Here is a 23957-nt window from a genome sequence, read left to right as displayed (position 1 = left end):
CGATGATGGCCAAAGAAGCGGCACTTAAGAAAAAATATAATATATCGGTCGAAGCGACGCTGGAGGTCATTGGGGGTAAGTGGAAGTGCGTCATCTTATGCCATCTTACGCATGGCAAGAGACGGACAAGCGATCTTAAACGACTTATGCCTGGCATTACTCAAAAGATGCTGACGCAGCAGCTAAGAGAACTGGAGGATGACGGCATCGTGAACCGGATTGTCTACAACCAGGTGCCTCCCAAGGTTGAATATGAGCTTAGCGAATATGGCAACAGTCTCCGGACCATACTGGATGCTTTATGCAATTGGGGTGAGCACCATATTATTCGGGAATATGGCGACAAGTTTGCCGTTCTTGAGGACAATATATTAAACAATAAAGATAAGAACAACGTATAGCGGACGAGATGCAAATGATTTAATGACGCCAACAGGCGCCGAACGTTGACTTGCAACGCTTCACCAGTCTACTGTCGTTATTTTTGGATAAAGCGCCATTAGATATGTACCAGTCATGGGAGGGGAATGATTGATGAAGTTTCGTACGGAAATTATATTGGGAGGCAAGACGGCGACGGGCTTCGAGGTGCCTCGTGAAGTAGTGGAGGCTATGGGCCCAACCAAGAAGCCTCGCGTTGTCGTGAAGATTGGCGACTATACGTACCGAAGCACCGTTGCTGTGATGGACGGCAAATTCATGCTGCCGCTTAGCGCGGAGAATCGCCAAGGCGCGGGCGTTGCGGCAGGCGATCAGGTAGAGGTAGAGCTAACGCTGGATACGGAGCCAAGGGAGATCGTAGTGCCCCATGATCTTGCGGCAGCGCTGGCTCAAGAGGAAGCGGCGGCATCGTTTTTTGCAGGTTTGAATTACAGCAATAAGAACCGAATCGTGTACCAAATCGGGCAAGCGAAGACAGCCGAGACACGCGAGCGCCGCATTCACAAAGCGGTGGAATCGCTGAAAGAAGGCAAAGTGTAAGAAGCGAGCCGTGAATAGATCGGTATCATCGATAGGATGGTGTTATAGATTCAATCTATGACTGCTATAGGAAATTGTGATTTCATTAATTTCAATTCATTCTCTACAATGAGAGTAAGATCATAAATTTAACGAGGTGAATCAGTATGGCGGGAAGTACATTCGGAGAACGTTTCAAAATTACTACGTTTGGCGAATCCCATGGCGTTGCGGTCGGTGTTATTGTCGACGGGGTAACGCCGGGAATGGAAATAGATGAAGCCTATATACAGGTGCAGATGGACCGCAGAAAGCCGGGTCAATCCTCCGTTACGACTCCGCGGAAGGAATACGACAAGATCCGTATTCTGTCCGGCGTGTTCGAAGGCAAGACGACGGGAGCTCCGCTCAGCATTCAATTGCAGAACACGGATATGAGACCCGAAGCTTATAGTGATATCAAGCTGCTGTATCGGCCGGGACATGCCGACTTTACGTACGATCAGAAGTACGGACACCGGGATTACCGGGGCAGCGGAAGAGCGTCGGGCAGAGAGACAGCTGGAAGGGTAGCCGGAGGAGCTGTAGCCCGCAAGTCGCTGGAGGGCAGAGGCGTATCGATCGTCGCCTACACGACACAGGTTGGAGACATCAAGTGCCAGACCTTTGACGAGAGTATTATTGAGCAAAATCCCGTTCGGGCATGCGACCCGGAAGTCGCTGTGAAAATGGTGCAGAAGATTGAATCACTGGCGGCGATCGGAGATAGCTGCGGCGGTATCGTAGAATGCCGAATCAGAGGCGTAGCGCCTGGTATTGGCGAGCCTACCTTCGATAAGCTGGATGCCGAGCTGGCGAAGGCGATGCTCTCCATCGGAGCGGTAAAGGGCATTGAATTTGGCGAAGGCTTTGCTGCGGCCTCCATGCAGGGCAGCGAGCATAACGACGCGATGGACAAGAACGGATTTTTGACCAACCACGCAGGGGGCATCGTCGGCGGCATCAGCACAGGCGAGGAGATCATCTTCCGGGTAGCGGTCAAACCGACTTCGTCGATTTCGTCTCCGCAACGGACGATTAACAAAGAGGGCGAGGAGCGGGAGATCCGCACCGAAGGAAGACATGATCCTTGTATTTGTCCGAGAATTGTCCCTGTTGTGGAAGCGATGGCCAGCCTCGTTCTGGAGGATCATTACAAGAGACAGGCTGCATTGCACGGGTAAGGCATCATAGCTGAACCAAAAGAGTCCGACAGCGCTTCTAGACGAAGCCGCTGCCGGGCTTTTTGCTGTGCATGCAATCACAGCGGGCTTTCCTCCTCTTGTCCATCTATGCTATGTTGAAGAAGAGTGGAAGAAATTGCAGCTCCAGCCGGCATGGCGGCTCGTATACAATAAGATGTAGCCAGCTCGGATGATTGGGGCAGGGAGGAACGAAGATGAAGAAACGCATTCTAATCGTCGAGGACGACATTCATATATCCAATATTATTAAGATGAACCTGACACTTGTAGGTTATGAGACGGAGCAAGTGTATGACGGCATGGAGGCGCTGGATCGAATCAAGGGCGGAAAGTTTGATCTGATTTTGCTGGATGTCATGATTCCGCGCATGGATGGTTTCGAGCTGATGGAGAAGATACGTCCCATGCAAATTCCGGTTATTTTCCTAACTGCCAAAAACGCCGTCTTCGACAAAGTAATCGGTTTGAAGCTGGGGGCGGATGATTATATGGTCAAGCCGTTCGAAGCGATTGAGCTGCTGGCTCGCATGGAGACTGTGCTTCGGCGATATGGAAAAGAAGAAACGATTATGTCGTTTCAAGATATCAACGTGTATATAGACAAGCGGGAGGTGACTGTCCGCGAGGAGGTCGTCGAGCTAACGCCCAAGGAATACGAGCTGCTTCTTGTTTTGCTCAAAAATAAAAATATCGCTCTATCTCGGGAACAATTCATCGAGAAGGTATGGGGCGGAGATTTCTACGGGGAGACCCGTACAGTGGACATGCATATCAAGTCTCTCAGGAAGAAGCTGAACCTGCAGGATCATATTAAGACGATTTATAAAATCGGATACAGGCTGGAGGATTAGCCGATGAAATTTTGGCAAAAAATATGCCTGTTCTCCATTCTGACCTTCATCATTATTTTTAATGCGGCTTCCATCATGGTCATTGAGCGCAATCACAGCAAGATGCTTCAGCAGGAGATTACGAATACGCTAAGCGCGAATATGAGCATCAATTCCAGTGTCAATGCGGTTGTACCGATCTTGCGCATTTATGATTCCATCGACTATGAGAAGACCGTACTGACGAATATTGCCAATCAGTTCGTAAGGCGTAACAGCGACCAGGGCAGCTATCTGGAGATTGCCGACGACAAGGACAAGACGGTATTCAGCAATCTGGACTTTGCCATGCCCTCCGAGCGCGAGGAGCGCAATAAACTGGCGCCGGGGGAAATCAAATATATATTGCGGGACATTGGCGAGCGAACCCTGCTGTTCACGGCGAACGTGACAGACATTAATCACAAGAGCTATGTGTTCAGTTATATCAAAGATGTAACCCCGCTCTATGCGGAGCGGATGGATCAGTATACGTTTTTTGTGCAGATGGATGTTGTCGCGTGTCTGATCTACATTATTGTCATGTTTTTCATCAGTAAAGGGTTGACCAAGCCGATTGAGACGATGGTTCGCAGCGCCAAGGAGATTGCGCAAGGCGACTTCTCGGAGCGGGTACATCTCAAATCCAGGGATGAGATTGGCGTGTTGGCAACGAATTTCAATGAGATGGCTGCGGTCGTCGAAGACAAAATCATTGAGTTGGAACGCAATAATGGCGAGAAGCAGCGATTTATTAACAATATTACGCATGAATTGAAAACCCCGTTAACCTCCATTATTGGATATGCCAATTATATGAGGTCGACCAAATATGATGAAGCAACCTTTCTGGAGGGCTTGAACGTCATTTATAGCGAAGGAAAGCGGCTGGAGTCGCTGGCCACTAAATTAATGGACTTGATCTTGCTGAAGGACCATCAATTCCAGATGAAGAAGGGTAATCTGAAGGATGTCGTAACGGAGCTGGAGCCTTCGCTCAAGCAAATTGTGGCGTCCAAGGGGATTCAGCTTGAGATGGATTGTCAGGATTGCCGGCTTCCACTGGAGAAGGATTTGATCAAAATCGTTATTTTTAATCTCATCGACAATGCCGTGAAGGCTTCCAGCGAGGAAGGCAAAGTGATGATTCGCACGTTGGATCAGAGGGGCAGTTGTATACTGGAGGTCGCGGATGAAGGCAGCGGGATATCGCAAGAGCATATTGACAAGATCTTCGAGCCATTCTATATGGCAGACAAGGCTAGAACGCGCAATAACAATGGAGCGGGGCTGGGGTTGTCCATATGCCGAAGCATAGCCGACATCCATCATGCCGAGATTGAAGTCGACAGCGAGGTTGGAGTTGGTACGACGATTAGGATCGTCTTTCCGCCGTGTCGTGAAGGAAGTGAGGATGCTCCATGAAAGGTGTAAAGTTTACGGCTATAGCCATTATTATTTCGTTGATGAGCATGACCTTGAGCGGCTGTGCCGACTTTTTTTCGGGTATACCGAAGGACACGGTTATGGTCAAAGAAATTCCACAGGAGAAGCCGGGCGATGTTGTGGAGTACAATGGCGTATTATCCGAAGAGACGGTTAAGACGCTTAGCATGAACGCGGTAAACAAATATTTTGAGAACAATCTGTCGCTTGACGATATTCAGTTCGAAATGTATTTCATGGACCAGCAAGGAATCAAGTCGCTTCTAGCCGATGCTACCCAGAATGTCGATAGGGAAAGGGGCTTTCTGGTTGAATACAAGGAGCCTTTGAAGAAAGTGGCTAGTGGCATTTATATGGCTACCGTCTTGAACATCTATGATCCTTCGGATGTATACGGCGTCGTTATTAACGCGAAGGATGGGGAAGTGCTTGGATTATCGAAGGTGAACGATCTAGGCAAGACGATGTCGAAGAATGAGCTTTCGCATAATCAGCTTGTAGGCTATGCCGATGAGTTCGTGAAGGATATCGGGGACTATAAGCTCAGTGATCTCCAACTTGGCGACAATTTTTATTATCGCGGGAGTGTTGAGTTTTATTATACGAAGAAGGGCACTGACGAGGTCGTTTTAAGTGTGATGCTGAACGCTCCGACAGGTCAGACCGTTGGTTTCTATAAGGATATGATGACCGTTTTGCAGTTTTTGTTGAATAAGGTGAAGATGACTTATATGTACGAGAAAAATAATAAGCAATAGATTTTACAACTCCATTACAACTTCATCTAACTTCTCATATTTGGCTCTGTTACATTTACAGCATGTCAACCACGATAGACGAAAAGGAGTACCTGATATGAGGAAAAAAAGATGGACCTATCTGACTGTATGCACGGCTGTTCTAGCTCTTTCCATTATGATGGCCGCATGCTCGGATGGGACGATGAAGGGTGGAGAGAGCGGGACGAAAGCGGGAGGCTCTTCCCAGATTGATCCGGTAACAAGTAACAACCCTTCCGGCTCGCAAGGCGAGGAGGAGCTAGCTGATCCTGCGCTTGCCGCGCTTGTAAATAAGACTCATCCCCTGCAAAATTCTTATGCGCCCGATGATCTGGTAGCGGTAGATGTACCGACAGTGTTCAAGAATCCAGAAGTGAACCAATTGAGGGAAGATGCTGCTAAGGCGCTTAAACAGTTGTTCGATGGGGCGGAGAAAAAGGGGTACAAGCTTTATGCACGCTCAGGTTATCGTTCCTATGAGACGCAGCAGGCCTTGTTCGCTGATTATGTGAGCAGGGAAGGAGAGGCGGCAGCTAACCGCTATAGCGCTAAGGCCGGACAGAGTGAGCACCAGACAGGGCTGGCGATGGATGTGACAAGCGACAGCGTGTCCAAGGGATTGCAGGAGGCATTCGGAGAGACGGACGAAGGCCGCTGGCTGGCGGATAACGCCCATCTGTATGGCTTCATTATCCGATATCCCAAAGGCCAAGAGGGCATAACGGGTTATATCTATGAGCCATGGCATATCCGTTACCTGGGCATCGAGCTGGCGACGAAAGTGTTCGAGAGCGGGCAGACGTATGAAGAATATACAAGCGGGAAGCAAGCGAAATGAGGAGCAGGAGCAGAAGGGGCAACGGGAAGCGAAAATGGCTCGTCGGAGGCATTGCAACTATTGCCGTAATTGGTCTTGCAATCGGAGCGGTTAGCTGGCTCCAGCATGTAAGAACGCAGGGAACGGACGGAACGGGCGCTTCCGAGTCGCCTGCACCGATTGCGAACGGGGAGGCTACGTACGAGACCATTCATATGGTGGCTGTAGGCGATGTGATGTTTCATAATGCCCAGCTGGAGAGCGCAAGATTGACATCGGGCGGGTATGATTTCAAGCCGGTCTTTGAACAAGTGAAGCCCATAATCGCCGGGGCAGATATCGCTATCGCCAACTTCGAGACGACGACGGCAGGCACCGATCCTTATAGGCATCAAGGATATCCAAGATTCAACTCGCCGGATGAAGCGGTGGATGCGCTGAAGGATGCAGGGTTCGATATTTTGACGACAGCCAATAACCACAGCCTGGATACAGGGAGACAGGGTGTCATACGGACATTGGATACGATTAAGAGCCGTGGATTGGACACAGTCGGCACTTATGCAAGCCGTCCTGGTACAAGAGTGCTGATGAAAGAAGTGAAGGGAATCAAGCTCGCCTTTATGTCCTACACAGAAAGCTTGAATGGCTTGGAGAGCCTGCTGACCCCGGAGGAGCTGGATGCGATGATGAACAAAGTGGATGAGGCGAAGATGAAGGAAGATATCGACTACGCCAAGGAACAAGGAGCTGATCTCATCGTTGCTTCGCTTCATTGGGGCAGTGAATATGAACGTGAGCCTTCAAGCGGACAGATCAATCTCGCGCAACGATTATCGAGTTTCGGCGTAGATATTATACTGGGCAGTCATCCTCATGTCATCCAGAAGTCCGATTGGCTGGAGAGTGGAGATCATAAGACGTTCGTCGTCTACTCCATGGGCAATTTCATCTCCAATCAGCGACAGGAGACGCTGGATAATGTCTTCACGGAGGACGGCGTTATTGTTCAATTCGAGATTCGCAAGGACAAGCAGTCAGGCGCAACAAGCATTCACAAGGTCGATTATGTACCGACATGGGTGTACCGGGATGTAGAGCAGGGGCAGACGGCCTTCACCTACCGGATTCTTCCCGCCGAAGATTATAGCAGCAACCTTGATCTGCCGCCTGCCTTCAAGGCAAGGATGGAACGATCCTATCAGGATACGATGTCACAGATGGGTGTGAGCGCACAAGATGATTGATCCGAATATAAGACAAAGGCCGGCCTATCGCAAAGGACTATGGTTTCGCAACATGGTCATTCTACTCGGAGTTGTCGCGTTGATTGCGATCTTCTTGAATCAATTTGATTTGAATTCCACAGGAAGGCTGGTTGTGGACCCTGTCTTATCGGCACCAATAGGCGAACGTGATGTGACCGTTGCCAGCCATAAGAGTGGACATACGATCGTCATCGATGCAGGACATGGCGGCAAGGACCCTGGTGCCAACGGAGCAAGCGGAGCAGAGGAGAAGGACTATACGTTGGCGCTGGCCAAGAAAGTGTATGCTCTGCTTCAGCAAGATCCCAAGTTTGATCCCTATATGACCCGGAATGATGATACGTTTCTGGATCTGGATGAGCGCTCTGCTTATTCGAATCAATTGGAGGCTGATGCGTTCCTCTCTATTCATGGCAATACGTATACGAATCCGAACATTTCCGGGACGGAGACCTACTACGATTCCTTAATCAGCATACCGCTTGCCGAGACGATTCACAGCAAGCTGATCGAGGCAACAGGCTTTCCGGATCGGGGAGTGAAACAAGAGCAGTGGCGCGTTCTGGTAGGTAGTGAACGGCCATCGATTCTACTGGAAGTCGGGTTTATGACGAATCCGCAGGAAGAGGCGAAGATGCTCGATAATGCGAGGCAAGACCGCGTTGCCCAGGCGATTGTAGATGGGTTAAAGCAATATTTTGAAGGCAAATAAGACTGGGACAAAAGCTATTATTCCATTTATCGTATAGTGTACGGCATGAATAGATGATCCTCATTACTAGTTGCAATTTTGCAGCCTTCCATAAAAGAGACAGGCCGTTTGAATTCGGTCCTGTCTCTTTTTTGCTATACAATTGGTTATTTCTCTGACCGCGGTCTTATTTAGAATACAAGTGAAGCTTTCTTCCATAAGCTTGCGGTTTGAGGGCCTGGATACCAGTTCGGGGCGTATGCGACATGAGATTGTACGCAGCTGTAGAACAGGCCTTCATGGAATATAATTTGCCCAGCAGTGTACGTGCCTCCGAGTGCCCATGTATCTATAATAGTCAGATCGACCTCAGCCGATGCCGTGTAAGAGTAGGATTCAATGCTCGTTGGTTGCCATAACGCCGGTGTCTGAGAGGGCGTCCAGTTCGTAGCGTAAGCAGTATGGGCTTGAATCGCTTTGTAATAGACGCCGTTATACTCCACAATGTCATTCGCCTTGTATGTGCCCAGCCACCGCCAAGGAGCCGCAATCACTTCCGGACGCAGTGTAAGGTTCTGGAATGAAGCTGACGCTGCTCCGTTCAGCTTGGTTGTGATTCGCAGGTCCAGCGTTTCCCCGTATGAAAGATCCGTGTCGGTATCCCCCTTCAACGTATAGCGATTTCCTTCCTTGGCCGTTATGATTGCGCCTGTGACCGATTCAATATCACCGCCAAAATCGAATTGAAGCACCCATGGGGAAATCGTATGGTTTCTGGCGGGGTCTACATAGAAATTCGTAATACGCAAATCTATGACAGCCGTTTCATAGCTGGTGCCAATTCCCCAAGCGATTCCTTGTGCAGACACTTGAAGCGGGGCGCTGGATTGTGCACCGGCAATTGGAGTGAAGAGCGACACCATAAGAAAAGCAAGTGTAAGCCATAAAGCGGTCACCTTTGTCATCCTTTTACGCATACATAATTCCCCCTGAAAATGGATTTTTTGGTATAGCGCTATAACTATATGCCCTCTGATCAGTGCTTAGTATAGGGAGTTCATTAACCTGATGAAGTAAAATTTTCATGACACGTTACATGACATTGATTCAGCTATACATAACATTGATATAACATATAAATATTTTATTTTACGATAAACCTCGCAAAACACTAGAAATAACCACATTATCCATGTAATTTCATTGTTAGATTACATAACACGTGCTATGATCATAATCAAATTTGATAGAAAAATAGGTTGAGGAGCTGATGATTATGACACAACGAGTTAGTAGTATGTTACAAAAGAAAGTACTTATCCCATTGCTGATCCTTGCACTGCTTGCAACGATGACAGGGACACTGTTAACCAGAAGCCTGGTTAGCGCTGCTGAGCCTGTCCAATTGCCGACTTTTGATATCCCGGCTATTTCAGAAGCTCACAAAGCATCTTCTTTGCCTAATGTCATTGTTGTTGCAACAGGCGGTACCCTTGCTGGCGCTGCTCGGAATGGCGATAAGACGAATTTTCAAAGCTACGCGGCAGGCACATATCCGATGGCGGATCTGGTAGCGCAGCTGCCGGTTCATAAGACAGCGGACGTGTCGACCTTCCAATTCGGTAATAAGGGATCAGGCGGATACTCGATTAAGGAGCTGTATGATCTTTCTCTGGCTGTAGACGCCGCTCTTGAAATCTACGATAGCGCGGTCGTGACGACTGGCACAGATACGATGGAGGAGATCGCTTACTTCCTGGACCTCACGGTTCGCAGCGAGAAGCCGGTCGTTGTGACGGGGGCGATGAGACCTTGGGATGTCATCGGAACAGACGGGCCGGCGAATCTCTATCAGGCTATTAAAGTAGCAAGCAGCAATAAAACGAAATGGTTTGGCACGGTCGTTATGCTGAACGACGTCATCTTCGCAGCTCGTGAGGTGACGAAGTCGAACTCTCACCGGATGGACACATTCGATACCCCCATGTTCGGTGCGCTTGGTTACGTGGACGATCCAGCCGTCAGAATCTATCGCGCCCCGGCAAGAGCGATGAAAGCGGGCACGGAAGCATGGAAATCGCCGTTCGACCTGACGAAGATTGCGAAGGACAATCTGCCTGTTGTCGAAATTGCCTATAACTATCAGGAGGCGGGCGGCGGCGCCATTCGCGGTTTTGTAGAAGACGGTGCAAAAGGGATTGTGACAGCGGGCACAGGTGCCGGAGGCATCTCCTCGAAAATGAGCGCAGCGCGTTCGTCAGCGATCAGAGATCACGGTGTTGTGTTTGTCTCCACGACGAGAACCGGTTCCGGCTCGATCTATGACAGCGGCAGCGGCAATACGATTGGCGGCGACAATCTGAATGCGGCGCATGCCCGCATGCTGTTGCTTCTGTCCTTGGCCTTTACAAATGATGTTCCGACGATTCGGGGCTGGTTCACCACATTCGGCACGCAAGATGTGGAAATCTCGGTAGATGCCGACACAGTCGTAACGACCTCTGTTGAGGAAGAAGAGCCTGTTGTGACGGGTCCAGAGACAGGCAGTGAGACAACAGCGCCGGAAGAAAGCGGAGGAGAGACTGAGAGTGGAACAGAGTCGCCTGGGGCAGAGACGCCGGTAATCGAGCCGACGGAGACGCCAGAGCTGATAGAAGTAACGCCATAATAACGAAGGAGGATGGCCGACATGACGATCTCGAACAGCAGGACAATGAAGCGGCTTTTGGCAATGCTGCTGACCCTTGTCCTCCTCGTTACTTTGCTGCCTCTTTATGGGGACAGAGCGTTCGGCGAGGAGCAGACTCCCGTATTGCCGACCTTTCCGATTCCGGCTTTGTCGGAGGAGCATCAAAACTCACCGCTACCTAACGTTATCGTAGTAGCTACAGGCGGCACGTTGGCAGGGGCGGCTAGAAACGGAGACAAGACGAATTTCCAAAGCTATGCCGCAGGCACTTATCCGATGGCGGAATTAGTAGCGCAATTGCCCAAACATAAGACCGCCGATGTCGCAACCTATCAATTCGGCAACAAAGGCTCGGGCGGTTATTCTATGAAGGAACTATACGATTTGTCGTTGGCGGTGGATGCGGCGCTAGAAATCTACGATAGCGCCGTTGTTACGACGGGTACCGACACGATGGAGGAAATTGCATATTTTCTTGATCTTACCGTTCGCAGCGAGAAGCCTGTAGTTGTAACAGGGGCTATGCGTCCATGGGATGTCATTGGTACGGATGGTCCCGCCAACCTGTATCAGGCGATCAAAGTCGCAAGCAGCGGCAAGACCAAGTGGTACGGCACGGTCATCATGTTAAATGATGTCATTCATGCAGCGCGTGAGGTGACGAAATCCAATTCGCACCGGATGGATACGTTCGAGACGCCTATGCTTGGAGCGTTGGGATACGTGGACGATGCGGCAGTTCGGATCTATCGTCTGAACGCGCGAGCGTTGAAAGCGGGTCAAGCGAATTGGGCTACACCGTTCGATCTGAGAACGATCTCAAAGGATGAACTGCCGCTTGTAGAGATCGTCTATAACTATCAGGAAGCTGGTGGAGGAGCGATCCGGGCATTGGTCGAGGATGGCGCGAAAGGTATCGTAACAGCTGGCACAGGTGCTGGCGGTATCTCCTCGAAGATGAGCGCTGCCCGTTCGGAAGCGATCAAGAAAGGCGTTACGTTCGTCTCGACGACACGTACGGGATCAGGCTCCATCTATAGCGGAGGCAACGGTATTATTGCTGGAGACAACCTGAATCCGCAGCATGCTCGAATTATGCTGATGCTGTCGCTGGCCTTCACAGATAACTTCACTACAATGAAGGGCTGGTTCGAGACAGTAGGTACGCAGGATGTTGATGTAACCGCACTGGACAACAGCGCTCCGGCCTGGCCGGTCGACAGCGTGCTAAGCGCTACAGCCCGTTCAGGCTCCAGCATTACGCTAAGCTGGCCACAGGCACTGGACGATGGGGGTGTAGCTGGTTACGAAGTCTATCAATCGAGCGGAACAAGTCCAATCGCACAGTTGACTGCCGATCATACCACCTTCCGTGTAACAGGTTTAAACTCCGGCACGGCTTATGGTTTCTATGTAATTGCCGTAGATAATCGGGGGATGAAGAGCGTGAAATTAAGCGGCAGTTTCTCTACCCTATCGGTAACCCCTGGCAGTCCTTCCGATCCTGGAGAGACAGGCGGAGAAGAACAGGGTGGCGGCGAGTCAGGTGAACATGGAGGCGGGCATGAAGAGCCTATATCGTTCACAGACGTAGCCGGTCATTGGTCGGAAGCCCTAGTGAAGGAAGCGATCGCGCTTGGCATTACATCGGGTTATCCTGATGGCAGCTTTAAGCCGGACAAAACGGTTAGCCGTGCCGAATTCACTGTACTGCTGATGAAAGCGATGAAGCAAGGAGGAGACGGAGAAACGCCGGCTTTCTCAGATGCAAACTCTATTGGAGTATGGGCGAAGAATGCTATTGCGCAAGCAGTGAAGCTAGGCATTATTAGCGGCTATCCGGATGGGACGTTCCGGCCGGACGGCAACATTTCGCGGACAGAGATGGTGGTCATGATTGGAAGAGCTATGGGGCTGAACGCCGCGACGGGCGCAGCTACCGAATTTGCTGACGATGCGTCGATCCCTGTTTGGGCTAAAGGCGCAGTCAATGAGTTGATTGCAAAAGGAATTGTGCAAGGGCGTTCGAACAATCGTTTTGCTCCGCAGGGAACAGCTACAAGAGCTGAAGCGATAACGGTCATGATTCGTATGTTGAAGTCTTAGAGGATGGTTCATAGTTTTATAGGGGGAAGAGAGAGTCGTGCGATGTACGGCTCTCTCTTTGTCATGCGAGAACGCTTCTTTACCAGTGAAGCAACAGGTGCGAGAGGGAATGTAGAAGGATATTGTAATATGACGGCTCCCTCCCCGTATCATATATCATATTGACTGAAAGCTTATCATTTGCATGAATGTAAGATAATGAAGATGAACGTAAATGAAGGGCTGATTAAGGAGTGGATAGAATGAAGCTGAATCACATTAATCTTACCGTAACGGATGTATCGGCAGCTAGAGATTTTTTGATGCAATATTTTGGGCTTAAGCTGGGTGGAGAGCGGGGGCGTTCCTTCGCGGCTTTGTTTGACGACAATGGAATGATGTTAACTTTAATGAAAGCAAAAGATGTGAAGTATCCGGCGACGTTCCATATTGGTTTCAGTCAGGAGAGTGAGGAGAAAGTAAACGAGATATACAGTCGGCTGGTAGATGACGGCTTCCTCATTGACCCGCCGCAAAGAGCACATGCGTGGACGTTTTATGTGGAGGCACCGGGAGGTTTTACCGTAGAGGTGATGGCATAATAACCTTTGCATTAATAATGAAAACATGGAACATTTCCCTATCTCTGTACGTAAGAAGAGCAATAGATGAGACAAAGGGGATTTTCACATGAATGGATTAATGGGATTTATTTTACTTCTATTCAGCGCTGTTGCTGCCTTATCTCCGCAATCGGCCTGGTATATGTCGATCGGTTGGAAGATCAAGGATGCGGAGCCGAGCGATGCGGCACTGACCATGCACCGGATAACGGGCATTATAGGCGTAATTGTTGGCTTCATCCTTATCGTGTCGAGTTGTTCGTCTGGAATTGTGAACACCAAGTGGGAAAAGCAATTCCAACAGAAAATAGAAGCAGGAGAAGTGAATAAGATCTCTTTTAATCGCCAGAGCATAACAGTCGAAGAGCAGGATTTAATCGTAGAGATGATAAAAGGAGCGCCGCTCATACGCTCTAATCGCAGTATGTCGTATGGTTCTTCCGGCTCCGGCAACATTACCTTCCAGGATGGCGAGAATGTTGATCTCATTCTGTTTGGGCCAACCGGCGGCATTGAGCTTCATCCTAACGGAGAGGATCATGTGTATCGAATCGAGAGCAGGGAACTGGAGACGTGGATTAGCTCAAATATTATAGAAAAGGAGTAGTCTAAAACCTCTGAGCCTCCAAGAGCAGGCAGGCTCGGAGGTTTTATTTATAGGTTATCGAGATTACGTCCAAGAAAAAAATGGAACTCCAAGCCATGCAGTTTGGTGCAAGAAATGCACGGCTCTGTCTACGAAAAACCTTTATATTGAGTTTGGGGAGGATGAACGTATATGGATTGGGTTGAGCGAATGAATCAGGCAATTGCGTATATAGAGGATCATATTATGGATGAGATTGATTATGGAGAGGCAGCCAAGGTGGCGAACTGCTCGACCTATCATTTCCAGCGTATGTTTCCATATATGACGGATGTGTCGTTATCGGAATACATTCGGAGGCGGAGATTGACGCTTGCGGCGTTCGATCTGCAGAACGGCAATGAGAAAGTGATCGATATTGCCTTGAAGTACGGTTATGAATCACCGGAAGCCTTCGCCCGGGCATTCCAGCAACTGCACGGCACAACGCCTACGAAAGCGCGCAATGTCGGAATCAAGCTTAAAGCCTATCCGCTAATCTCCTTCCAAATGACGATAAAGGGAGTGCAGGAGATGGATTACAGAGTCGAGGAGTTAGGACGGTTTTCTATTGTAGGCAAGCAGACCATGGTGAGTACGGAGCAGGCTTACAACACGATACCAGGTTTATGGGCTGTTGCGCGGGAAGAAGGCTTATTCGACGATCTATGGCAGATCAGGGATAGCGAGCATCCAATAGGAGGCATTTTGGGTGTCTGTGCGGACGGCGCCTGGGGCCAGAACGATGAGTTTCTATACATCTTATCGATTGCCTCGCAGCATGAACCGCCGGCTGGTATGGTCAAGAGGGATTTTGCCGCATCCACGTGGGTGGTCTTCGAAGCAGAAGGTCCCCCCGATCATCTTCCTGACTTATGGCGGAGGCTATATACGGAGTGGTTGCCCGTCGCAGCGTTTGAGCTTGGGAACTTGCCTGCAATCGAAGTGTATTTGCCGCCAGAAGCGAATAAAAATGAGCTGTGGGTGCCGGTCTCCAGAAAATAAGATCAGCCGTTGACTAGCCGGGGATACGCTATCCCCGGCTTTTTCAATTGGGTACAATCCAATCCTTACGAAGGCGTATCGTTCGTGAAGGAACGTCTCTTGTTTCGTCCATATCTTTGCATAATCATTAGAAGTAAAAGCAGATCCACAGCTATATAAATCCAGCTCAGGGGGTTTCCCCATGAGCTCATGGTTTTATGGTCCAGAATGAGTACTCGGTCCTCGGTGAATCCTCCCATATTCCAGCCCCAATGAATCCCGATTCCCAACCAGATGGATCCTGTGCATAGATAGGCATAGGTGAAGACCAGACCCATCGTGACAATGTGGACGGCATATGGAGAATGGAGCAAATGATGCCCCTGCGGAAGATGTCCCAGTAAAAAGATCCCGATTGATAGTAGAATAGCATGTGATAATGTCATGGCCTCACGCATAGCAGACAACAGATATCCTCTGTATATGAATTCTTCGGTAATGGCGATATAGAGCGTATAGATCAAAGTCATGAGCAAGGTTGGAATCAATTGCATTAGCGGCAGCGTATTCTCGACTATAAAACCGCCTAGCAGCCATCTTAATCCAAAATACAGGATGAATCCTGATAAGCCAATGATAAAGCCAGGACCAATATGATGCTTCCAAGGCCGATCTCGCATGGAGAGTTGATGGGATGGGATCATCTTGGATTTGCGAATAAGAAGAAGCAACAGAGGGAGAGAGAAGACAGCGCCAAGCAGCCACGCGATTTCTTTGACTACTGGATTTTTAGCGATATACACAGGTATCCAGGGCAGCATGCTTAAAGCATACAAAAAAATAAAAAATACTATTTTCTTAATCATAGGATCATAGCTCCTTTATCCGGAATTCGTTTGCAATCATCATACCGGAGAAAAGATGAAAGCCACATCTGGCATTCGATATAGATTAAAAGATCCAAACTATTACTTAAGTGATATGTATAGAAAGATCAGACACGCTATAATAAGAGGACAGCATAAGGAGGGGAAATGTGAGGACTCATTCTGCGGATTTTTCAATCTACGAACGCACTCTCTATTATCTTCGACTAGGATTCATACTAACGATTTGTTTGATCTACTTCTTTTATTTTGTTCATCGATGGGATCATTGGACCATAATTTTCGTAGCCTCTACCATGATTTTATTTACGATAAATCATTTTTTATACATGCGAGTGGCATCCTCAACGATGGTTACTCTTATTGCTTTATTAGATTTTGCGGCTGCCAGCAGCTATAGTTTTGTTTTTATACATACGAACATGCCTTCACAGGCACTAATCGCTGCTGTTGGCATTTCTATGTTTTATAAAATTCGATCGCGCCGGGCTATGATTAGTTTTTTTATTTTGCTGCTTATGTATTGGATTATTTTTGCTTCTTTCGGATTGTACAAAGGCGTACCGGTATATGTTGTCGATATCATTATTTTCACCGTGTTTATTTTATACACATCCATCATGGGAGCCCTCTTGCGGCATTATCAGCAATCTCGCAATGAAACGATTCGATTGAACGAGCAATTGCTGCATTATTCGAAGGAGATTGAGGCTCTTGCTACAACGAATGAGCGAAACCGAATCGCTCGAGACATTCATGACAATGTGGGCCATAGTCTAACTTCATTACTGATTCAACTTCAAGCAGCGCGCAAATTAAGAGAAGTCGAGCCTGAGAGAAGCGATAGTGTTCTCATGAAGTGCGAGCTGTTGGCACGTTCTACTTTGCAGGATTTGAGGCTGTCCGTCAGAGCGATGAATGACGAGGCTTGGATATCCGCCTCCATGGAACAAAATATACAAGCCTTTATTCAAGATTTCTCGGACATATCGGGAATGAACATTCAGATGAAGGTAGAAGGCAGCCTGGATTCTATCCAGCCAACCATTATGTTAGCTTGCTTCCGAATCATTCAGGAGGCGATGACCAATGCCAGAAAACACGGTCATGCACATCGGCTTGATCTTACTCTATGCAATTCGGATGGGATTCTTCGTATAACGCTGCGAGATGATGGGGTAGGCACGGATCGTGTGGAAGAGGGCTTCGGTCTGCGGAGCATGAGAGAACGAGTGGAAGGACAATTGGGATCTATCGATATAACCAGTGAGAGAGGGCAAGGGTTTACGGTTGCCATACAAATTCCTATTGCACAATGAGATGGGGAGGTGAAGGTAATGATCAAAGTATTGGTTGTAGACGATCAGCATCTGATGCGCGAAGGGCTCGCGACCATTTTGCAGCTAGAGACAAACATTGAAGTAGTCGGGACTGCAGGCAATGGTCGAGAGGCTTATGAGATGGTTAAAAATTGCCTGCCAGATGTTGTACTTATGGACATACGGATGCCCATAGTCGACGGTGTGGAAGGGACAAGACTGATTAAAGAAGAGTTTTGGAACACGCAGGTGTTGATCCTGACTACATTTAATGACATGGATTATATGACAAAGGCGCTTGAACATGGGGCTAGCGGTTACTTGTTGAAAGAGACCCCTTCGGAGATGATCGTAAGCGCAATTGCTACCGTGCAAGCGGGAGGTGTGGTCCTTCAACCAACAATTACGGCTCAGCTAATGTCAGAGCTGAAGAAAAATGAACGAGCTAATTCGGACGAGCTTTCACAAGCAGCATTGAGAACTTTAACGGAAAGAGAGCTGGAAGTACTCAAGCTGGTTAGTGAAGGCTGCAGCAACAAGGAGATTGCGGAGCATCTGTATATTTCGGAAGGTACAGTGAAAATTCATATCTCCAATATGATGTCCAAAATGCAATTCCGGGATCGAACTCAGGCGGCTATCTTTGCTGTTAAGACAAAACTGAGCATTTGAATCGGATTATACACGATAGCTGCGCGGATGCCGCTTATTTGCGTCTAAGCAGCTTGAGCAACGGAACACGATAGCGTCTGACAAGAATCCGGCAGACTGCATATAGAATGAACGTAGACAGGATGCTGTTTATGATCGATCCGATTAGAAAATCCAGACCGATATCGCTAATATCTTTGAAATGACCGACTGTCTCTACATAATCAGGCTCCGGCATCTGTTCATTGATCACATCCTCCAGATCGAAAGATGACGAGGTGAACAATTCGGTAATGAGATGGCCTGTCCAATAGTTCAAATAAAATAATAACGGCCACAGAACGGAACCGAGCGTTGAAGCTAATATCGCTGAAGGCATATTGCCCCGAACCAGACGTGCCATTCCAATCGAAAGCGGCAGACCGATGCCGAAGGTTGGAAACCAGCAATGGAAAAAACCGATTGCAAAGCCTAAGGCGATCCGATGATCGCCTTTTTTGATGCGCAGCATTCGTATGCCGTAATAGGTCAAGTAATTTTTCAGCTTATGCAGCACATAGGTTTCTCCTTGAAGACAAGATGTGGAATATTAGTAGTAGTGTAGCAGAAGTGACGGGCTGGCGTATACGGTTTTTCATTTTTGATTAACGTTTTGTTAACGGATTTACAATAGTTTAACCCAATCGATAACAATGGACAAATAGTTGCTCCTTAGACTAAAGAATAATAACGATAGCTAGGAGTGATTGCAGAGTGAACAGAACGACGAAAAAAGTGTTGACCTTTGCGCTTGCCGCGCAGATGACCGTCGGTTCTATTATGGCAGGAGTCGTGGCAGCGGAACCGGGAGAGAATCCTATTCCCGGTACGCCATATGGAATAGGCAGCCTCTATAATTCAGAAGTGCCGCATGTCATCATCAATCAGGTGTACGGTGCAGGCCTCACGGAGGACTCAGGGGTACTCGTGTCGCATGGTTTTATTGAGCTGTTCAACCCTACAGAGCAAGATGTCGATCTCTCCGGCTGGTCGCTTCATTATGCGGATCGCGGAAGCAATGCACAGACAGGGCCGACGCTGGGATGGCAGCAGCTTGATCTGACGGGCGTAATTAAAGCGAAGTCGTCTTATTTGGTTAAAGGCAAGGCAACCGGCTCTGCAAACCCCAAGCTTGATCTCGCGGACAAAGGCGACTTGGAATGGGATCGCTACATTAACAATAAAGGGTTGAAGGTTGTACTAATGAGCAACCAGCAGCCGCTGGATGATGTGCTTGACATCAATCCGTTCCAGTCGAAGCCGGAAGGTTACGTCGACATGCTGGGTACGGCGAGCAATGATAAGGGAAGCACAATTGACGGATTCGAGACCGAGTATCCGACAGGCTCCGCGGAAGGAACCTCCAAGAAAAAAGCGGTGCGCCGCGTCGATTTCAAGGATTCGGACAATAACAAAGCAGATTTCAAACAGGTTGACTATGAGACAGCTGTCGGAGTGGAGTTGGCAGCTATTAGTCCTCGCGACGGCTCTGATGGCGACTGGGCGAATATGCCTGATCCGCTTGCATTGGAGACGACTTCTCTTCCTACGGCCTATGCCGGACAACCTTATTCCGTCACGGTGACGGCTGCGGGCGGCGTAGCTCCATACGGGTTTGAAGCTGCAGGACTGCCTGCAGGATTGACGATAACTGCGGAGGGTGCGATTAGCGGTACTACTGCAGCAACTGGCAGTTTTGCAGTTGCTGTTACGGTAAGAGACGGCAATACGCCGGCATCTGTTCTGACTAAGGAAATAACTTTGAACGTACAGCCCTATCGTGCTGTTGTGGAAGATCAATTCGAAATCACTAAAATCGGTGAATATTCCGTGGGACAATTCAGCGCTGATGGCGGCGTAGCCGAGATTGTTAAGTTCAACAGCGACAATGGCCGATTTTATTTGGTGAACGGCGCGGCGAATCCGCCAAGTCTGGATATTGTCAACTTGGGCAATGCAACTGGCAAGCTTCAGAAGGAAAAAAGCGTTCTGGTGCAGGTGCTGGCTGAGAAGAATGGTTTTACATTCGGAGATTTGACAAGCGTCGATATTAATACGACGACCAAGCGTATCTATGTCGCGGTCCAAGAGGCGAACCCCCTTAAAGCTGGGAAAATTCTTGCACTGGATTATAACGGCAATCTGATGGCGGAATATGCGGCCGGTATTCAGCCGGATATGATCAAGTCAACGCCGGATGGTCGTTATGTGATGACTGCCGATGAAGCGGAGCCTCGTCTTGGCACGCAGGACCCGCCGGGCAGCGTTACGATTGTCGATACGAAATCGGGACAGTCGACTCAAGTATACTTTGACGATCCGACTGTGATCGACGATCTGGTCCATATTCGCGGAGCGGCAGATCCTGCCGACGGCCGCATTAAGAGCAAAGGCACAAAGGAAGATGCGTATTACGATCTGGAGCCGGAGTATATCGCATTATCCAAAGACTACAAAAAAGCGTATGTAGCTCTTCAAGAGAATAACGCCATTGCTGTAATCGATATTGAGAGCAAAAAAGTAGAGGCGGTAAAAGGTCTTGGCCTTAAAGATTTCAGTCTTGCAGCCAATGCTCTCGATGTACAGCGCGACGGAGCGATCTTGCTGGAGAACGTGCCGTTCCACGGCATCTACATGCCTGACGGCATGGCTTCACATACGATTAACGGTCAGACGTATTTGTTCACGGCGAACGAGGGCGATGCGACGGAATGGCCGGGACGTACGAATGCCAGCACGATTGGAGCAATGAAGGGTCTATTGAATCCGGATTCCGAAGCTTACAAATTTCTGAATGGCACTAGCAAGTATGACAGTGTAGAAGTGGTATCGGATATGGGGCATGACGGTCTCTATATGTATGGCGGGCGTTCCTTCTCCATATGGAACGCGGATACGATGGAACTGGTCTATGACAGCGGCAGTGATTTCGAAACGATTACGGGCCAGAGACTGCCGGATTATTTTAATGTCAGCAACAGCAAGATTACAATGGATGACCGCAGCACGAAAAAGGGACCTGAGCCGGAGGATATTAAGACAGGCATCGTTGGCAACCGGGTTATGGCCTTTGTCGGTCTGGAACGCGTCGGCGGCTTTATGACGTACGATGTGACGAATCCACAAGCGCCATCATTCGTGAATTATACGAATTCACGCGTGTTCCTGAATGAGAGCGGTAAGGTGAATCTGGATACGGATACCGGACCAGAGGGACTGGAGTTTATTCCGGCATCGCTCAGTCCAACTGGTTTGCCGCTCCTGCTTGTCGCCTTTGAAGTAGGCGGCAAGGTAGGCATCTTCCAATTGGAGGTTACCAAGGTAAGTCTTGACCGCAAGACAGTATCCTTAACGGCAGGAGGCGCGGCGGTTAAGTTGACTGCTAAGGTAGAGCCGATGGCTGACGGTGAAGCGACCGCCACATGGTCCAGCTCCGATGAAACGGTTGCGAAGGTGGATGCAAACGGTACAATCCGTCCGCTCCGAGCAGGCAAAGCGGTCATTACGGCAATCAGCGCTGATGGATATGGCAGCGCGGAAGCAACGGTGACGGTATCCGCAAGCAGCGGGGGAGGCAGCACGCCAAGTCCGGAGCCAACACCGGAACCAACGCCTGAGCCGACTCCAGAGCCAACACCGGAGACGCCGGTCTTTACAGATGTGAGTGGACATTGGGCGAAGGATGCTATCGGCAAGCTGGCTAAGGCAGGCATCTTGCTGGGCAAGCCGGATGGCAGCTTCCAGCCGGATCAGAAGATGACCAGAGCGGAATATGCGGCCGTTCTGAACAGACTGCTTGGCCTCAAGCCGCAGCAGGCGGAAGCGATATTCCAGGACGTACCGAACCAAGCCTGGTATAGCGCTGATGTTCGCAGCTTGAGCGCAGCGGGCATTATATCCGGCTTCCCGGATGGAAGCTTCCGCCCAGGAAGCGAAATTACGCGTGAACAAGCATTCGTTCTGCTGTACCGTGCGCTGAAGGATAAGCTGGATGTTAAGGCCGGGCCAAGTGCGGAATATACCGATGAAGCGGATGTGTCGGCTTGGGCGGTTGAAGCCGTTAAGGCGCTGACGCAAGGGGGCGTGCTGGAAGGCAATGCGAGCGGCAAGCTGAATCCGAAGCAGTCCATTTCTAGAGCGGAAATTGCGAAGATCGTATCCTTCTTCGTGAAATAAGAGGCATGAGAAGAACCGGAAGCGAATAGGCTTCCGGTTTTTTGCGTTGTGACAAATTGTTCTTGAAAGCCGCAAGCACGTGCGCTATAGTAATTGGAATTCTTTTAATAGGGAGGAGTTCCATGGATACCCATTCGACTAATCCTATTCTTCTGGCCATTCCTGAACGTATCGAAAGCAAACGACTCATCATACGGGCCCCGCTGCTGAATGACGGCCCAATGGTTAACGCGGCTGTGCAAGGGAGCATCGACGAGCTGCGTCCATGGATGCCATGGGCGCGCCATGTGCCAACGGAGGAGCAATCGGAAGTGATTTCACGGGAAGGGCGAATCCACTACTTGGAGCGTTCCGACCTCAGGATGTATCTGATTCATAAGGAAACGGGGCAATTCATCGGGAGCAGCGGTCTTCTCCGCATCGATTGGCAGGCTCGTAAGTTTGAAATTGGCTACTGGCTGAATACGCCGCATAGTGGACAAGGCTATATGACGGAAGCGGTAGAACGTATAGCGGAGTTTGCTATTCAAGAGCTGCAAGCCAACCGAATTGAGATTCGTATCGATTCACGCAATGAGAGAAGCATCCATGTCGCAGAACGGCTCGGCTATACGCTGGAGGGCACATTACGCAATGAGAAGTGCGATGTCTATGGGATGTTAAGCCATACACGAATCTATGCCAAGGTACGCGGCGTGGAATTCCAATAACGCAAGAGTGACTCACAAGCGGAAAGGAACGACGCTGATGAAACAAAACAAATACGACGATCAAGGTTTTTTTGATCAATATAGTGGAATGGCGCGATCGGTGGGCGGACTGGATGCAGCGGGGGAGTGGCCTGTACTGCGAGGGATGCTGCCTGATCTTCAGGGCCAACGAGTGCTGGATCTCGGCTGCGGTTATGGCTGGCATTGCCGCTATGCGATGGAGATGGGAGCAAAGAGTGTAGTTGGCGTTGATCTGTCTGACAATATGCTGAAGCGCGCCAGAGAGATGACCGACGACCCGCATATCGAGTACCGCCGATTGGCCATCGAGGATTTCGACTCTGAAGAAGGGCAATTTGACGTTATTCTGAGCTCGCTTGCGCTTCATTATGTCGAATCGTTCGAGCTGACTTGCCGGAAGGTCTATCATAGTCTGGCGCATGGCGGAGCATTCATCTTCTCCGTGGAACATCCCGTCTTTACGGCTCGCGCGGAACAGGATTGGCATTACGGACCGGAGGGGGAACGGCTCCACTGGCCGGTTGACGGCTATCAGGAAGAGGGAATGAGAGTGGCTAGGTTTTTGGGCCATGATGTCGTAAAGTACCACAGGACCGTTGCGACGATTATGAATCATATAATCGATGCCGGATTTGTCATTACGAGGGTTGCGGAGCCGCAGCCGACCGAAGAAGTGCTGCTGCAGTATCCGGAGATGAAGGATGAGGCCCGGCGGCCGATTTTTCTGCTTATTGCAGCAGTTAAGGCGTGAAACAGATAAAGCAAAGGCCGCATATTGCGGCCTTTTTCAATTACAAGGGGCAGTCATCCGAAGTAAGCATAGCTTGATCATGCTCGCTGCCGAAGGCATTGTATAGGCTGTCTTGGGCCAAGTCCCGTTTCTTGCAAAGAGCCTCCGTGGAGCAGGCTTCGTAGCCATTGGACCAGAGTGCCTCTATTGCCGTATCGATGATAGCTACGTCCTTAAATTCCCGAGGTCGCCCGCTTTACTTATCAAAATTTCTCTTCCCTATCTTTGCATTCTGCGTACATACTGCCAGCATATCTATTTTGTACTGATCTGTTAAGCATATA

Annotated in this window: 23 protein-coding genes; 19 read left to right on the top strand and 4 right to left on the bottom strand. The window is 49.3% G+C overall.

Annotated features, from left to right (window positions below; all coding sequences use genetic code 11):
• The first annotated feature begins 5 nt into the window (after positions 1-5).
• From DX130_RS15350 to DX130_RS15310, 9 genes are all read left to right on the top strand, one after another.
• The gene (locus DX130_RS15350; RefSeq protein WP_116046801.1) at positions 6-401 is read left to right on the top strand and encodes a winged helix-turn-helix transcriptional regulator; all 396 of its coding nucleotides are present in this window, start codon (positions 6-8) and stop codon (positions 399-401) included.
• 133 nt (positions 402-534) lie between these two features.
• Positions 535-981, top strand: a complete 447-nt coding sequence (locus DX130_RS15345) for a YdeI/OmpD-associated family protein (protein ID WP_116046800.1) — start codon at positions 535-537, stop codon at positions 979-981.
• Positions 982-1127: 146 nt separating this feature from the next.
• The gene (aroC, locus tag DX130_RS15340) at positions 1128-2183 is read left to right on the top strand and encodes a chorismate synthase (RefSeq protein ID WP_116046798.1); all 1056 of its coding nucleotides are present in this window, start codon (positions 1128-1130) and stop codon (positions 2181-2183) included.
• Between the two features lie 215 nt (positions 2184-2398).
• Positions 2399-3055 (top strand): response regulator transcription factor, encoded by a 657-nt coding sequence (locus tag DX130_RS15335; RefSeq protein WP_116046796.1) that lies wholly within the window; start codon positions 2399-2401, stop codon positions 3053-3055.
• A 3-nt stretch (positions 3056-3058) separates the two neighbouring features.
• Complete coding sequence (locus DX130_RS15330) at positions 3059-4498, top strand: sensor histidine kinase (protein WP_116046794.1); 1440 nt, start codon at positions 3059-3061, stop codon at positions 4496-4498.
• Positions 4495-5277, top strand: a complete 783-nt coding sequence (locus DX130_RS15325; protein WP_116046793.1) for a hypothetical protein — start codon at positions 4495-4497, stop codon at positions 5275-5277. Before DX130_RS15330 ends, DX130_RS15325 begins: the two co-directional genes overlap by 4 nt.
• A gap of 97 nt (positions 5278-5374) precedes the next feature.
• Positions 5375-6136, top strand: coding sequence for a M15 family metallopeptidase (locus tag DX130_RS15320; protein ID WP_116046791.1), 762 nt, complete (start codon positions 5375-5377; stop codon positions 6134-6136).
• Positions 6133-7362, top strand: a complete 1230-nt coding sequence (locus DX130_RS15315; RefSeq protein WP_116046790.1) for a CapA family protein — start codon at positions 6133-6135, stop codon at positions 7360-7362. Before DX130_RS15320 ends, DX130_RS15315 begins: the two co-directional genes overlap by 4 nt.
• Positions 7355-8095, top strand: a complete 741-nt coding sequence (locus DX130_RS15310; protein WP_116046788.1) for an N-acetylmuramoyl-L-alanine amidase family protein — start codon at positions 7355-7357, stop codon at positions 8093-8095. The genes DX130_RS15315 and DX130_RS15310 overlap by 8 nt, the downstream gene beginning before the upstream one ends.
• A 170-nt stretch (positions 8096-8265) precedes the next feature.
• On the opposite strand, the gene DX130_RS15305 is transcribed toward DX130_RS15310, so the two are convergent.
• Positions 8266-9051, bottom strand: coding sequence for a carbohydrate-binding protein (locus DX130_RS15305; RefSeq protein ID WP_116046787.1), 786 nt, complete (start codon positions 9049-9051; stop codon positions 8266-8268).
• A gap of 299 nt (positions 9052-9350) precedes the next feature.
• On the opposite strand from DX130_RS15305, the gene DX130_RS15300 reads away from it, so the two are divergent.
• The 5 genes from DX130_RS15300 (at position 9351) to DX130_RS15280 (ending at position 15101) form a co-directional block, all read left to right on the top strand.
• Positions 9351-10742, top strand: coding sequence for an asparaginase (locus DX130_RS15300; RefSeq protein ID WP_116046785.1), 1392 nt, complete (start codon positions 9351-9353; stop codon positions 10740-10742).
• Positions 10743-10763: 21 nt separating this feature from the next.
• Positions 10764-12869 (top strand): asparaginase domain-containing protein, encoded by a 2106-nt coding sequence (locus DX130_RS15295; RefSeq protein ID WP_116046783.1) that lies wholly within the window; start codon positions 10764-10766, stop codon positions 12867-12869.
• A gap of 242 nt (positions 12870-13111) precedes the next feature.
• Positions 13112-13450 (top strand): VOC family protein, encoded by a 339-nt coding sequence (locus DX130_RS15290; protein WP_116046781.1) that lies wholly within the window; start codon positions 13112-13114, stop codon positions 13448-13450.
• An 88-nt stretch (positions 13451-13538) separates the two neighbouring features.
• Positions 13539-14078 carry a DUF6199 family natural product biosynthesis protein gene (locus DX130_RS15285; protein ID WP_116046780.1) on the top strand — a complete coding sequence of 180 codons (540 nt, stop codon included), beginning with the start codon at positions 13539-13541 and terminating at the stop codon, positions 14076-14078.
• A gap of 171 nt (positions 14079-14249) precedes the next feature.
• Positions 14250-15101, top strand: a complete 852-nt coding sequence (locus DX130_RS15280; RefSeq protein ID WP_116046779.1) for an AraC family transcriptional regulator — start codon at positions 14250-14252, stop codon at positions 15099-15101.
• Positions 15102-15166: 65 nt separating this feature from the next.
• On the opposite strand, the gene DX130_RS15275 is transcribed toward DX130_RS15280, so the two are convergent.
• On the bottom strand, positions 15167-15946 hold the full coding sequence (locus DX130_RS15275) for a CPBP family intramembrane glutamic endopeptidase (protein WP_116046778.1): 780 nt from the start codon (positions 15944-15946) through the stop codon (positions 15167-15169).
• A 371-nt stretch (positions 15947-16317) separates the two neighbouring features.
• Between DX130_RS15275 and DX130_RS15270 the strand changes: the two genes are divergently transcribed.
• Together DX130_RS15270 and DX130_RS15265 are read left to right on the top strand one after the other, a co-directional pair.
• Entirely contained in the window at positions 16318-17286 is a 969-nt protein-coding gene (locus DX130_RS15270) for a sensor histidine kinase (RefSeq protein WP_165861302.1), read from the top strand.
• Between the two features lie 18 nt (positions 17287-17304).
• Positions 17305-17958, top strand: a complete 654-nt coding sequence (locus DX130_RS15265; RefSeq protein ID WP_116046774.1) for a response regulator — start codon at positions 17305-17307, stop codon at positions 17956-17958.
• Positions 17959-17992: 34 nt separating this feature from the next.
• Here DX130_RS15265 and DX130_RS15260 read toward each other — a convergent pair whose 3' ends face one another.
• Positions 17993-18493, bottom strand: a complete 501-nt coding sequence (locus tag DX130_RS15260) for a DUF2062 domain-containing protein (protein ID WP_116046772.1) — start codon at positions 18491-18493, stop codon at positions 17993-17995.
• A 197-nt stretch (positions 18494-18690) separates the two neighbouring features.
• On the opposite strand from DX130_RS15260, the gene DX130_RS15255 reads away from it, so the two are divergent.
• The 3 genes from DX130_RS15255 (at position 18691) to DX130_RS15245 (ending at position 23634) form a co-directional block, all read left to right on the top strand.
• A complete protein-coding gene (locus tag DX130_RS15255) occupies positions 18691-22152 on the top strand; it encodes a choice-of-anchor I family protein (RefSeq protein ID WP_116046771.1) in 3462 nt (1153 codons plus the stop codon).
• A gap of 122 nt (positions 22153-22274) precedes the next feature.
• A complete protein-coding gene (locus DX130_RS15250) occupies positions 22275-22862 on the top strand; it encodes a GNAT family N-acetyltransferase (protein WP_116046769.1) in 588 nt (195 codons plus the stop codon).
• A gap of 37 nt (positions 22863-22899) precedes the next feature.
• A complete protein-coding gene (locus DX130_RS15245) occupies positions 22900-23634 on the top strand; it encodes a class I SAM-dependent methyltransferase (protein ID WP_116046767.1) in 735 nt (244 codons plus the stop codon).
• A 40-nt stretch (positions 23635-23674) separates the two neighbouring features.
• Here the strand turns inward: DX130_RS15245 and DX130_RS26955 are convergent, their stop codons facing one another.
• Positions 23675-23833 carry a TetR family transcriptional regulator gene (locus DX130_RS26955; RefSeq protein ID WP_276310897.1) on the bottom strand — a complete coding sequence of 53 codons (159 nt, stop codon included), beginning with the start codon at positions 23831-23833 and terminating at the stop codon, positions 23675-23677.
• Between the last annotated feature and the right edge of the window lie 124 nt (positions 23834-23957).

It is taken from the genome of Paenibacillus paeoniae (assembly GCF_003388735.1).
Lineage (GTDB): Bacteria > Bacillota > Bacilli > Paenibacillales > Paenibacillaceae > Pristimantibacillus > Pristimantibacillus paeoniae.
This window is presented reverse-complemented; position numbering and strand designations above follow the sequence as displayed.

Coding starts and splice junctions, on each gene's coding strand:
- DX130_RS15295 (WP_116046783.1), top strand. CDS start 10,764: ATGACGATCTCGAACAGCAGGACAATGAAGCGGCTTTTGGCAATGCTG.
- DX130_RS15290 (WP_116046781.1), top strand. CDS start 13,112: ATGAAGCTGAATCACATTAATCTTACCGTAACGGATGTATCGGCAGCT.
- DX130_RS15300 (WP_116046785.1), top strand. CDS start 9,351: ATGACACAACGAGTTAGTAGTATGTTACAAAAGAAAGTACTTATCCCA.
- DX130_RS15275 (WP_116046778.1), bottom strand. CDS start 15,946: ATGATTAAGAAAATAGTATTTTTTATTTTTTTGTATGCTTTAAGCATG.
- DX130_RS15350 (WP_116046801.1), top strand. CDS start 6: ATGGCCAAAGAAGCGGCACTTAAGAAAAAATATAATATATCGGTCGAA.
- DX130_RS15245 (WP_116046767.1), top strand. CDS start 22,900: ATGAAACAAAACAAATACGACGATCAAGGTTTTTTTGATCAATATAGT.
- DX130_RS15320 (WP_116046791.1), top strand. CDS start 5,375: ATGAGGAAAAAAAGATGGACCTATCTGACTGTATGCACGGCTGTTCTA.
- DX130_RS15280 (WP_116046779.1), top strand. CDS start 14,250: ATGGATTGGGTTGAGCGAATGAATCAGGCAATTGCGTATATAGAGGAT.
- DX130_RS15265 (WP_116046774.1), top strand. CDS start 17,305: ATGATCAAAGTATTGGTTGTAGACGATCAGCATCTGATGCGCGAAGGG.
- DX130_RS15315 (WP_116046790.1), top strand. CDS start 6,133: ATGAGGAGCAGGAGCAGAAGGGGCAACGGGAAGCGAAAATGGCTCGTC.
- DX130_RS15325 (WP_116046793.1), top strand. CDS start 4,495: ATGAAAGGTGTAAAGTTTACGGCTATAGCCATTATTATTTCGTTGATG.
- DX130_RS15305 (WP_116046787.1), bottom strand. CDS start 9,051: ATGCGTAAAAGGATGACAAAGGTGACCGCTTTATGGCTTACACTTGCT.
- DX130_RS15270 (WP_165861302.1), top strand. CDS start 16,318: ATGGTTACTCTTATTGCTTTATTAGATTTTGCGGCTGCCAGCAGCTAT.
- DX130_RS15330 (WP_116046794.1), top strand. CDS start 3,059: ATGAAATTTTGGCAAAAAATATGCCTGTTCTCCATTCTGACCTTCATC.
- DX130_RS15285 (WP_116046780.1), top strand. CDS start 13,539: ATGAATGGATTAATGGGATTTATTTTACTTCTATTCAGCGCTGTTGCT.
- DX130_RS15310 (WP_116046788.1), top strand. CDS start 7,355: ATGATTGATCCGAATATAAGACAAAGGCCGGCCTATCGCAAAGGACTA.
- DX130_RS15250 (WP_116046769.1), top strand. CDS start 22,275: ATGGATACCCATTCGACTAATCCTATTCTTCTGGCCATTCCTGAACGT.
- DX130_RS15345 (WP_116046800.1), top strand. CDS start 535: ATGAAGTTTCGTACGGAAATTATATTGGGAGGCAAGACGGCGACGGGC.
- aroC (WP_116046798.1), top strand. CDS start 1,128: ATGGCGGGAAGTACATTCGGAGAACGTTTCAAAATTACTACGTTTGGC.
- DX130_RS15335 (WP_116046796.1), top strand. CDS start 2,399: ATGAAGAAACGCATTCTAATCGTCGAGGACGACATTCATATATCCAAT.